General features: G+C 54.6%; 12 protein-coding genes and 1 pseudogene. All 13 read right to left on the bottom strand.

The window, feature by feature from the left end; genetic code table 11:
• Positions 1 to 502 (bottom strand): annotated as a pseudogene (locus VIN66_RS15655) (hypothetical protein); the annotation flags it as partial.
• Positions 499 to 1,029 (bottom strand): ExbD/TolR family protein, encoded by a 531-nt coding sequence (locus VIN66_RS15650; RefSeq protein ID WP_134056542.1) that lies wholly within the window; start codon positions 1,027 to 1,029, stop codon positions 499 to 501. The gene VIN66_RS15650 and the pseudogene VIN66_RS15655, both read right to left, overlap by 4 nt.
• Positions 1,026 to 1,544 (bottom strand): biopolymer transporter ExbD, encoded by a 519-nt coding sequence (locus VIN66_RS15645; RefSeq protein ID WP_331924843.1) that lies wholly within the window; start codon positions 1,542 to 1,544, stop codon positions 1,026 to 1,028. Before VIN66_RS15645 ends, VIN66_RS15650 begins: the two co-directional genes overlap by 4 nt.
• Complete coding sequence (locus tag VIN66_RS15640; RefSeq protein WP_331924842.1) at positions 1,528 to 2,187, bottom strand: MotA/TolQ/ExbB proton channel family protein; 660 nt, start codon at positions 2,185 to 2,187, stop codon at positions 1,528 to 1,530. Before VIN66_RS15640 ends, VIN66_RS15645 begins: the two co-directional genes overlap by 17 nt.
• Positions 2,188 to 2,200: 13 nt before the next feature.
• Entirely contained in the window at positions 2,201 to 2,509 is a 309-nt protein-coding gene (locus tag VIN66_RS15635; RefSeq protein ID WP_331924841.1) for a hypothetical protein, read from the bottom strand.
• A complete protein-coding gene (locus VIN66_RS15630; protein WP_331924840.1) occupies positions 2,490 to 3,113 on the bottom strand; it encodes a tetratricopeptide repeat protein in 624 nt (207 codons plus the stop codon). The genes VIN66_RS15635 and VIN66_RS15630 overlap by 20 nt, the downstream gene beginning before the upstream one ends.
• On the bottom strand, positions 3,103 to 5,958 hold the full coding sequence (locus VIN66_RS15625) for a tetratricopeptide repeat protein (protein WP_331924839.1): 2,856 nt from the start codon (positions 5,956 to 5,958) through the stop codon (positions 3,103 to 3,105). Before VIN66_RS15625 ends, VIN66_RS15630 begins: the two co-directional genes overlap by 11 nt.
• The gene (locus tag VIN66_RS15620; RefSeq protein WP_331924838.1) at positions 5,955 to 7,841 is read right to left on the bottom strand and encodes a hypothetical protein; all 1,887 of its coding nucleotides are present in this window, start codon (positions 7,839 to 7,841) and stop codon (positions 5,955 to 5,957) included. The genes VIN66_RS15625 and VIN66_RS15620 overlap by 4 nt, the downstream gene beginning before the upstream one ends.
• Positions 7,826 to 8,335 (bottom strand): AraC family transcriptional regulator, encoded by a 510-nt coding sequence (locus VIN66_RS15615; RefSeq protein WP_331924837.1) that lies wholly within the window; start codon positions 8,333 to 8,335, stop codon positions 7,826 to 7,828. The genes VIN66_RS15620 and VIN66_RS15615 overlap by 16 nt, the downstream gene beginning before the upstream one ends.
• Positions 8,336 to 8,347: 12 nt before the next feature.
• Positions 8,348 to 9,481 (bottom strand): DUF3570 domain-containing protein, encoded by a 1,134-nt coding sequence (locus tag VIN66_RS15610; protein WP_331924836.1) that lies wholly within the window; start codon positions 9,479 to 9,481, stop codon positions 8,348 to 8,350.
• Positions 9,468 to 9,692, bottom strand: coding sequence for a DUF4266 domain-containing protein (locus VIN66_RS15605; RefSeq protein WP_331924835.1), 225 nt, complete (start codon positions 9,690 to 9,692; stop codon positions 9,468 to 9,470). Before VIN66_RS15605 ends, VIN66_RS15610 begins: the two co-directional genes overlap by 14 nt.
• The gene (locus tag VIN66_RS15600) at positions 9,685 to 10,167 is read right to left on the bottom strand and encodes a TlpA disulfide reductase family protein (protein ID WP_331924834.1); all 483 of its coding nucleotides are present in this window, start codon (positions 10,165 to 10,167) and stop codon (positions 9,685 to 9,687) included. The genes VIN66_RS15605 and VIN66_RS15600 overlap by 8 nt, the downstream gene beginning before the upstream one ends.
• Before the next feature lie 37 nt (positions 10,168 to 10,204).
• On the bottom strand, positions 10,205 to 10,731 hold a 527-nt coding region (locus VIN66_RS15595), incomplete at its 5' end, for an outer membrane beta-barrel domain-containing protein (RefSeq protein ID WP_331924833.1).

Below are 10,731 nucleotides of genomic sequence, written 5' to 3'. Positions count from 1 at the left end.
CTTCACGGCTGGCAAACTTTTTGTCTGCCTCATTGCGCAGCAATTTACGATCTACCTGAGTCGCCTGTTGCTCGCCGCGGCTTTTCACACTCGGCGCCGTATTATTAAGCTGAAAACTCTGCCTGAGCTCGGCTAAATCATCCCGCATCGCCAGCAACCCGGCTTGTTGTGCCTGCTCTCTGGCCCGTTGTGGATCTGGCTTTACCGGTTCGGCGACAGCCGCCACCGGTTCAGGCTTGGGTTCTGGCTTAGGCTGCTCTATCACCTGCTGCTCTACCGGCTCTGGTTCAGGCGGCGGTGGCGCTTTGCGCTGCTCCAGTACCACTTTTGCCAGCTGCGGTGGCAGCTGTTCCATCACCTCACGGCTGGGTTCCGGTACTTTCAACGCCGGCACCAGCACTGCAAAAATCAGCCATAAGGCAAAGCCAAGCCACAACAAACGGTAAAAGCGTTTATCTTCAAACTGCCAGCTGTCAGCTTGGTTAATCGCCAGCGTGGTCATGATGCCCCCTCTGGCGCTGCCGCAGCGGTTGTCGCTTCAACGGCCAGCGATAAATCGCGGTACTCAGTTGCGGCGCAGATTGCCATCAACTGGCGCAGCACGGCGTAAGGTGTTGCCGCGTCGCCAAGAATGGTCAGAGCCCGGCCTTGTTGCTGCTGCTCTTGCGCTAACGGGCCAGCGCGCTCAGCCAGATAGGTCAGCTCAGCCGTCAGCGCCTGTGTCAGATCTTCCAGCCAGACATCGCTATCTTGCTGCCAGTCGCCCTGCCATACCGGCTTACCCTGCACCAGCACGCCGTTGGCAGTAATGGTCAGCATGACTTTTTCGCTCGGCAGTTGCTCTGATACAGAGCGCGGCAGGCTGATGTCTTTATTGCTTTGCAGCACTTTGACTTCAGACTGGTTTACCATCAGAAAGAACACCAGGATGGTAAAAATGTCCATCAGAGCAACCAGGTTCAGCTTACCTGCCTGCGCCAGACGTTGGTTTTGCCGGTCGAGCCGCTTGGCACGAAATGACATTTTCATTGTCCGGCCTCCTGCTGCGGCAGCTGCCCAAGCGAGATCTGCGGGAACAGTTCAGCATCTACCACCTGAGCGGCCACCACGGCTTTGAACGAGCGCACGGTGTCCATGGCAGTAACCAGTGTCTGGTAGTCCAGCTCGTCCGGCGCCAGTATGGTGATATCCTGCTTTTCAATTTGTTTTTGCGAAAAGGTCAGCTTCAGATCCTGCAAAAACAGGCTCAGCGCGGCAAAGTCGAGTTTGCCGTCGTCAGTCAGTTCAAATACCCGCAGCGGTTCACCGGCCGGATAGTTCAGCCGCAAACGGTCGGCATGAATTTCCAGCTCCAGTTGCTGTGGTTGTTCCTGCTCCTGCTGTAGTTGCTGCTCAGTCAAAGGCGGCAGCTGAATATTCAATACCCGGATCTGTGCAAACACCAGGCTGAGTAACAATACCGGCACCAGCACGATCATCAGGTTCATAAAAGACGTGATGTCCAGCTCCGCGTCGGCCAGAGGAACTTTACGCCGCTTTATCATCCGAACCACCATCTGCTTGCTTGGCAATACTGTTCATCAGCTTAATACCGACCATTTCCATGGTGTCGATAATACTGGCGGTTTTGCCCTGCAGCAGCGCATGCACAAACACCAGCGGGATTGCCGTGATCAGGCCAAAAGCAGTGGTATTCATTGCTACCGAGATACTGGACGACAGCAGACTGGCTTTTTCTGATGGGTCGGCATTGGCGACGGCGGAAAATGCCGCGATAAGCCCCATAATGGTACCAAGCAAACCCAGTAAGGTTGCCACGTTCGCCAGTGTGGCCAGAAACGGTGTGCGCTTTTGCAGTCGCAGGCTGTATTCCAGTACCACTTCTTCCATTGCATATTCCATGTCTTCACGGCGTGAGGATGAACGCAGCCGGTTGACACCACTGGCCAGCATTGCCAGTAACGGTGCGCTGCTGGCTTCAGCCAGTTGCAGAATACGGCGGGTATCGGCCTGCGCTACCGCCGGTTGCACCTGTGCCATAGCGCGCTGGTTTACCGCATAAACCGAGCGCAAAAACCACCAGCGTTCAACGGCAATCACGATGCCAAGCACCAGGATAAAGGCTATCGGGTAAATAAATACGCCGCCTTCCTGCAAAAACCGTACTATGCCGTTTATAAAATCCATGAAAAACATCCTCTTATTGCTTTTGTGGGTTAACTGCCTGCGATGTCAGCGGCGCTGCTGCACCTTGTTGTGTTGCGATAAAACGTAAAAACTGCTGCCGATCCAGCGGTGACATACCCAGCTGCTGTTGCGGCAGCGGTTGGCCAGGTATGCGGATCACACTGACCGGACTTTGCCAGGGCAGCACATAAATCGTTTTGGGCTGCTCCTGATTACCACGGATGGTGCTTTCAACCTGCACTGGTGCTGGCTGCTGGGCCTGAGCCAGCAAAGCAAACAGGCTGATAGTGCCCAGCAACGCGTTATAAATCAGTTTGTTCATCCGGCTGCTCCTGTGACAGTTGTTGTTCAAGCAGGGCCAGCCAACCTTTGGCCTGTTCGTCCTGCGTCAACTGGTAATACTGCTTATAGTGGTAGTGCGCCTGTAACAGCTCGCCCAGATACAGCTCGTATAAAAAAGCCAGGTTTTTATGTGCGATGGCGTAGCTGGCATCGGCTTGCAACGCGCGTTGAAAGTGCCGTTCGGCCTGGCGGAAATTGCCCTGTTGCCGCGCCAGTACGCCAAGTAAATTATGCGCAGCAGTGTAATGACCTGCCACGCCGACCACCTGCAGTAAGCTTTGTTGTGCGCCGTCAATATTGCCACTGTGCCACTGTGCCAACGCCAGGTTGTAGCCGACGCCAGAAGCGGCAGGTACCGCAGTCGCCAGCGGTTGCAGTAATACCGCCGCCGCGGCGTAGTCCCCTGCCAGTAACAGGGCTTTGGCCTGATTAAATTGCTGCTGCTCAATATCACTAAGTGCGGCGACTGCTGTTACTGCCTGCTGTTGCGCAGCTGCGGGCGCTGACACAGTAGGTGCAGGTAGCTGGCTGCAAGCGTTCAGCAACAGCAATAGCGCGGTGCCAAGCAGAGACCTAATATGCATCTTCTGCTACCCCACTGTAAGCTTCTGTTTTATCAAACCGGGCAGGTAGCAGTGCAGCCAGGCGCTGAAAACTCTGCTGTACCCACTGATCCCACACCTGCTGCTGGGTTAAACGACTATTTTGCTGGTAGATGGCTATCGCCTGTTCTTCAAACGGGTAAGCCTGCTCTTGCAGCAGCAACTCATACTCTTCCAGCGCCAGCGCATCCAAGCCTTTGGGCCGGTCTGAGGCCAACAGCGCAGCTGCCATCTGCTGATATAACTCGCCAACGTGAAATTGCGCTTCGGTTAACAGGCTAGCGATGCCGTATTGCATACTTTGCTCATAGTGCTTTATCGCGGCACTCATATGCTGGCGTTTTTTCTGCAGACTTTGTTTCAGTGGATGGCTCAGTTTTATCTTGGCAAACAAGCTACTTTCATGCCGGCCCAGTTCCAGCAGCGCCTGTGCCGCCAGATAACGGCTACGTTCGTTACCCTGGGCCGCGTTTTGTTTTTCGAACACCGCAATTTTGTCGCGCCAGAAATTCTGCCGGTACAGATCCTGCTGCAGTTGATACAGCTGGACCAACTGCAGCCGCGCCTCCTGCGCCAGCAGGTGCGGCTGCGGATAACGGTTGGCATAGCTGCGCCAGCTATCCAACGCCCGTGCATTGTCACCACTGCGCTGATAGTACTGTGCAGCCAGATACAGCGCTTCGCGCTGCTGCTCTGGATCGTTACTTTCTGCGGCCACTCTGGCCAGTTCAGCGGCGGCTTTATCCCACTGCTGCGCCTGCTCATAGCTGTCGAGTAGTTGCGCCTTGGCGGTGCTTGTCCTCTCCGTATCCGGATAGCGCTGCAAAAAGGCGGTCAGTAAGCTGATTGCAGCCGCGTAGTCACCAGCACTACGTGCGATCTCAACTTGCTGGTAAGCGGCGGCTTCATGGTATGGCGAGTCCGGTAGCACACGCTGTAACCGCTGCAGATGCTGTTTTACCGCGTCAAGCGGCGCATCAGGCTGTTGCGCTTGCTGATAAATACTCGAGGCCAGTTGCTCAGTCAGCAATTTACGCCTGTCGGTGCTGAGTTCAGCTGCACTTTGACTCAGCAGTGCGCTGATACTGTGCTCAGCACTCGCATACTGTTTTAATGCCAGTTCACTTTGGCTATGCAAAAACCGGGCTTCCTGCACCAAGGCCGGTTGGCTTTGTGCATGCACCGGCCAGTCCGTGACAGCTGTGCTGTGCTGAAGCACGCCATAGTAATCCTGCTCACTGTAGCGCTGCTGCAATTGCTGCAATGCAACCTGCTGCGCTGCCGGATGTGTATTGTGCACTTTGACAAAGTCAGTTTGCAGCTGCCAGTGACGCTGTGCTGTGCTGTCATGCGGCGCTGCCAGTTTTTCACTGAGCAGCAAGGCTTTGTAGGCGGCATCTTGCGCCGTGAATAACGTGCCCTGCGCTGTCGCTACAAAGCCAAGCTGGGTGTAAAGCGCCAGCGCCTCGTCTTGCAAGGCAGCACCGGCGTAGGACTCCGCCAGCAGATAGCGGATGTCAGCGGCTGAATAGCCACTGGCGGCCTGCTGTTTTTGCCATGACGGCTCATCGAGCACTGTCAGCATCTTTTGCCACAAAGGCACTACGTCGGCAAACGCCTGCTGCCGTGCCTGCCCACCTAATGTTAACGCACTGGCATAGCGGTTACGGGCAAAATAGTCCAGGTATTGCAACAGCGGCGGCGTAGTTTCGGCCAGTTCGCTGAGTGTCGCCCGTTGCCAGAATTGCGAGCCCGGGCCAAACAATTCGATATAGCGCAGCTGGGCCGCCTGCGCTTGTGTGGCATCAGCATCGTCCAGATAATGGCGGATAAGCTTCAACTGAAACTGTGCAGCGAGCAGCGTATCAGGGTACTGATTAATAAACAGCTGATAGGTCTCCAGGCTGGCTGCAAGCAGCTTTTTCTCTGCCAGAAAATCGGCCAGTTGCTGATACAGTTCAGCCACCATCAGTAACGGCCGCTGCCCTGGTGGGTAAGGCACCCGTGCCAGCAGTGCCTGTAAACTGTGGCCCTGCTGCTGATAACTGAGCGAAATACTCAGGGTTTGCAGGACTTCATCGCGCAAACTTTGCTGCGGCTGTTGCTGCTCCGTCAGCAGCAGCTCAGTGTAACTGTGATCCAGCACCCGCAAAAACTGCTCATCTGCCTGCTCAAATTCTTGCAGCTTAAAATAGCTCCAGCCCGCCATATAGCGGGCATGCTGCTCCAGCGAGGCATCCTTTTTCCCCAGCACGGCAAGATACGCCGATAGTGCCTGCTGGTACTGGCTTAGCGCATAGTGAATGTCGGCTTTACGAAACCAGACTTCAGCCGCAAAATCTGACTGCGGGTACTGCTGTAACAAGGTATTCAGCTGCTCGAGGCTGGCTTGTTGCTGCCCGAGCAGATCATAGCTGCGCGCCAACTGATAACGGATAAGTTCGTTATTTGGATCGGCCGGATACTCTGTCAGCAATTGCCGATACCGTGCGATAAGCTGCTGCAGCGCCTCGCGCTCCTGTGCGTGAGGCAACTCCAGTTGCTCCAGCTGTCGGGTATGCATCTGCGACAACCGGTACAGAATTTTCTGCCGTGTCTGTGGTGCCGGTTGCAGTGTCAGGATCTGCTGATATAGCAGGTCGAGCTGCTGCTCATTCACCTCTGGCGGCGTCAGCAGCATACTGCGGTCAAATGCCGGTAAATCAGCCAGCCGCGGCCGCGTTGCAGTATCGGTTACCATACTGCAACCGGGTAACAGCGCCGCACAACACAGCCACAGCATCGTCAGCGGATAACGCTTAGCGATGTTGCGAACGGTTGAACTCATAAGCTGGCTCCGTTTTTATTGGTACCACTTTGGAGTAACACCCGCTCCATCACCCGCGCCATCGATTCTTTATTGTGCCGCTGTAAATCGTTCAGCCGAGCCAGTTGTTGCTGTAACCGTTGCTGCAATTGCTGGTTCAGCTCAGCCAGTAATTGCTGCTGTTTGCTCAGCAGCGCCAGATTCAGCTGTTGCTGATTGTTGCTCAGCTGGCCAAGGCGAAGCTGAACCTGCTGTAACCGTTCGGTTTTGTTTCCCTGCCGCGCCAGTGCAGCCATCTGCTGCTCAAGCTGTGCCAGAACATCCGCCGTTTGCCGCAGTTGTTTTTGCCGCTGCCAGTGGCGCTCGGCTTCGCTGTTGCTGTACTGCCATTGCAGCAAGCCGCGCAGGCGTTCAAGCCGCTGGGGGTAATTGTTAAGCGGTTGCTGCTGTTGTTTAAGCAGCGCCAGGCGCTGTTCAGCACGGCTCAGCCGCTGCAGTTGCTGATAAGGCTGGCCATGCCAAAGTGATACTGACATCGGCTGTTGCTCGGCAGCAGTTATCTGTTGCTGCAGCTGGCTGAATTGTTGCTGTAGCGCATCACGCTGCTGGTGCAGCTGTGGCAGGCGGGTGCTGAGTAATTGCTGCTGCTGTGCCAGTTTCAGGTTTGTCACGTCCTGAAGTTGTGTCAGACGCTGCTGGCGCTGGGCTGCCGCCGTTAAATGTTGCTGCACAGAGAGAATAGCCTGCTGTAAATGAAACAGCTGGCTGTCATTATTGATTTGTAATTCCTGCCAGCCTGATAACCCTTGCTGTAGCTGGCTCACCTCAACCGGGCGGGCCTGTTGCTGCATTTGCTGCGCTTGCTGCAGGTAATATTGATCGGCCCAGCGATAAGCTCCCAGCGCATCATCAACCTGCAGCACGCGCTCCAGTTGCTCACCAATGCGGGTGGCCGCCAGCCAGGCCGTGTGACTGAAAGGCTGCAGCCGGATCTGCTGCTGCAGTACTGCCAGCAATGATGGTACATGGCGCTGCTCGGTCAGAATATGGCTGTACAGCTGCAATGCATTACGGTTTAGCACGCTATCTGCAGCGAAGTTACTCAAAATGGCATCAGCGGCGGCAAACTCCTGACGCTGAATGTGCAGTTGGGCCTGAGTCAGAGAGACATAATCGGACAGCGCTTCGCGCTCTTCATCAGGATAAATAAAACCTTCAGGCTCTGTCAGCAAACGCCACTGACCACTGAACAGTAACTGCCAGAAACCTTGTCCTTCACTGGTTCTTACCTGCTGTTGGAGCTGCGCCAGCCAGTCAAGCGCCACGTCAGACTGGTCGGTTTGCGCCAGCACCAGCGCCTGATTGCTGATGATATAAGGCATTTCCGGCTGTTGGCTTAACCGCTCAAACTCCGGTGCCGACGGCAGTGTAATGTCAGGCCAGTTTATCAGTTGTTCCAGCAACAGCTGTTGGCCCAACCAGGCGTGATCTGCAGTGATTTGTACCTGCTGCAAATATGCTCTGGCCTGGGCTTTATCACCTTGCTCCAGCTGATAGCGGGCAAACTGCAACAGTGCCACATTTTTCAGCGCTTGTGGCAAGGCACCGGGGCTGGCCGCGGTGTCGCTTAACACCGTATCAATCAGCGCGATAGCATGTTGTGGCATACTCAGTTGTAAATATAAACCGGCTTCCAGTAAACGGGTTCTGGCGTCATGCTGCGATGCCAGTTGCAGCGTTTCCAGCGCCTGCGCTGGCTGCTGCAGATAAAACGACCAGGCTGCCTGACGATAATGCCGCTCGGCAATTGGTGCGGTTGCTAATGTTGTCTGCACTGATGCGGCAGCCAGCGGAAGTGGCGGCGTCAGCAGCAACAGCAAGACACAACTCAGTCGTTTGACCATGGCTGCACAACAAAATCGGGTTGGTAATCGCTGCTGCGATCGTTAATTTGCAGCTCCAGTAAGACTGCATCGTCAGCCTTGGCAAAACGATAATTCACTGCCCGGCGGTAATCGCGGTTATCCGGTCCTTTGCCAACAAATACGGCGGTAAGGTTGTGCTCGCCGGCTTTCACATTACCTTTGTACAAAGGCTGAATGGCACCGCGTTTTAGGGCCTCCCATTGCTGTGCTGTATATAAATGCGCACCAACCGGTTTATCGTTCAGAATAAGCTCTACGCTATCCAGCTGAAAAAACTGCCCGGTATCCGCTGATAAAAACACTGCCAGCTGGGTTTGTGGTGGAAACAGTAATTCTTCCTCTAACAGAAACAGCTCGCGGTTCAGCTGAATAACCTGCTGCTTTAGCTGCTCCAGCTGATCGCTGACCGGTGCTGTTTCGGCACTGGCCAACAGGCTCAGCCACATTAATCCGCTACACAATAGCACTCTCATGATGACGCCCCGCTAAAAGTAAAGGCTGAAAAACGCCCGTATCACATTGGCATCCAGCCGGTACAAAGGCTCCAATCCGGCCTCTGCATCTGTTACTGTGACATTACGAAAGTTTTTGTAATTAAAACGAATATGATCCCACTGCAGCGTCAGCTCCGGTGTTGCCTCAGGCCAGAAACCCCACACCGGCAAAGCATAACTGGCGCCGATACCTAGCGTCAGATTGTTAAACTCGCTTAACTCTTTATCGCGTGCCATAAAATTCTGCTGGCTGGCAAAATCAAATAAGTCGCGGTAAAAATCGGCCTGGCCCTGACTATACCAACGCAGCTTACCTTCCAGCGTCCACTGTTGTGTTAACGGGTGCACATACTCCACCTCGGCGTCCAGCGCGCGGATATCCCAGCTGTCCTGGTAATGCCGCAGGTTAACACTGAGCGCGGCCCGGTAAGGCAGGTACACTTTATTCACCAGCGACAGCGCGAAGGCATTACGGGTGTCAGGATAAACCTCGCGCTGATAGGCATACCCCCGCGGGTCGGCGACATCCCGGTAACGCACACTGCGGTAAGGGTTATTTAAGAAGCCTTCATCCAGGTCAACCTGCATATTCAGCGCCGCTATCCAGCTGCTGCTCAGCACCTGAGTCCAGCCGAGTTTATAGTTGTACCGCTTTACACTTTCACTGAAACTGTCATCGCCGTTGCGGCCGACTTCATCATCGCCAAGCCCGGCTTCCAGGCTCAGGGTAGTCATGCCGCCAAAGGTATCGTGTGAAATGGCAAAGCTTATCGATTTGGCGTTGTAGTCGTCTTCGTCACTTTGCGCATAGTTGGCGCTGAGAATACTGTTACCGGCCAGATAATCGACGCCTAAGCGTTTCTCCTGCCGGGTTTCACTGTAGGCAGAAGCAGTTGCCTGCACATCAACTGAGGCACCAGACACGGTATCGACATAATAGTAAGCCGATACTGATACCGACTGGCCGGCTTTTTTTCGCAGCATCACGGCCGGGCCGTCAATAGAGACGCCACCGCCCTGATAGGAGTGGTACATCAGATCCGCCCGGTCCTGTGGCAGTATTGCCGCTTGCGCCGCAGCACCACAGATAAGCAGTAGCGATATCAGCAGTCTAATTACAGCCACAACCACCGCCCCCGCTGCCATTTGCGCCTTTGGCGGCCTCACGCGAATCGCGTACATGCGCTATATGCTGCTGCGCAACCGGATGACGGCCAAACGCCATAATAGGATCAGCCAACTTGTCACGCTCGTACGGCTTAACCCAAGGCTCCAGCGTCGCACAACCCGGCAGTAACAACAGGGTTGCGCCTGCCATTAGCCAGTGCTTACTCACGCAGCAGGCCTTTAATATCTTCTTCATATTTTTTCTCAACCCCGGGTTTATAACCCCGGTGCACACTGCGCACCTGACCGTCTTTATCCAGGATCACTGTGGTTGGCATTGCCTCCACCTGATAGGCTTTGGACACCGCGTTGTCCTGATCCAGCAAAATAGGAAAACCGACACTGACCTTATTCAGATACGCTTTAGCTGCACTGCTATCGCTTTCTACATTGACACCCCACACCTGCACACCAAGCGGCTGGTACTTTTGTGCCAATTTATCCAGCTGCGGCATTTCCTGAATACAGGGGCCACACCAGCTGGCCCAGAAGTTAATCAGCATAATGTCGCCGCGTTGTTCAGCCAGGCGCAGGTTATTGCCATCGATAGCTTTCAGCGTAAAATCCGGCGCCTGCTCTGCTGCCGCAACGCCATTGATTGCCAGAGCTAGCGCCAGTGCGCTGTATTGAATAAATCGTTTCATGCTTACCTCTTTACTACCTGATGCTGACCAGCTGCAGCTAAAAATACACCGCTACGCCCAGCGCCAATGCCAGGTTATGCGTTGTTTTGCTGCGTGCCAGTATCGTCGTTTCAAACACGTAGTCGCTAAAAGTCAGCTCCACCGCCAGCCAGTCGGTGGCGTAAAGCCTGAACTGGCTGCCAAACTGCATAGCAAACACTTTATCACCGGCAAAATCGACATTACCGGCACCGGCAAACACTGACAAACCACTGTTCATTGCATAATCACGGCTTAAAAACACTTCGCCCGGTAACAGCATGTAACCGAGCTGACCACCGTAATAGCGCCACTCACGTTCGTTGTCAGTTAACAGTGGCGCTGCACCGCTTAATTCCTCAAACGAGGTCCGGCCGGCTTTTGCCATGGCGTAATCCGCGGCCAGATAAAAATCCTCGTTGATGTGATATGTCAGCTGCACCGACGCCAGCGCGCTGCTGCCGAAATCTTCGATACTCAGCACACCAACCCGGGCACTGAGTAACCAGTTTTCACTGTCGAGCACATCCTCCGTGATCACTTCAC

This window comes from Rheinheimera sp. (assembly GCF_036568245.1).
Lineage (GTDB): Bacteria > Pseudomonadota > Gammaproteobacteria > Enterobacterales > Alteromonadaceae > Alishewanella.
Note: the sequence above shows the minus strand (reverse complement) of the source record. Positions and strands in the feature narration are given on the sequence as shown.

Coding starts and splice junctions, on each gene's coding strand:
- VIN66_RS15650 (WP_134056542.1), bottom strand. CDS start 1,029: ATGAAAATGTCATTTCGTGCCAAGCGGCTCGACCGGCAAAACCAACGT.
- VIN66_RS15645 (WP_331924843.1), bottom strand. CDS start 1,544: ATGATAAAGCGGCGTAAAGTTCCTCTGGCCGACGCGGAGCTGGACATC.
- VIN66_RS15640 (WP_331924842.1), bottom strand. CDS start 2,187: ATGGATTTTATAAACGGCATAGTACGGTTTTTGCAGGAAGGCGGCGTA.
- VIN66_RS15635 (WP_331924841.1), bottom strand. CDS start 2,509: ATGAACAAACTGATTTATAACGCGTTGCTGGGCACTATCAGCCTGTTT.
- VIN66_RS15630 (WP_331924840.1), bottom strand. CDS start 3,113: ATGCATATTAGGTCTCTGCTTGGCACCGCGCTATTGCTGTTGCTGAAC.
- VIN66_RS15625 (WP_331924839.1), bottom strand. CDS start 5,958: ATGAGTTCAACCGTTCGCAACATCGCTAAGCGTTATCCGCTGACGATG.
- VIN66_RS15620 (WP_331924838.1), bottom strand. CDS start 7,841: ATGGTCAAACGACTGAGTTGTGTCTTGCTGTTGCTGCTGACGCCGCCA.
- VIN66_RS15615 (WP_331924837.1), bottom strand. CDS start 8,335: ATGAGAGTGCTATTGTGTAGCGGATTAATGTGGCTGAGCCTGTTGGCC.
- VIN66_RS15600 (WP_331924834.1), bottom strand. CDS start 10,167: ATGAAACGATTTATTCAATACAGCGCACTGGCGCTAGCTCTGGCAATC.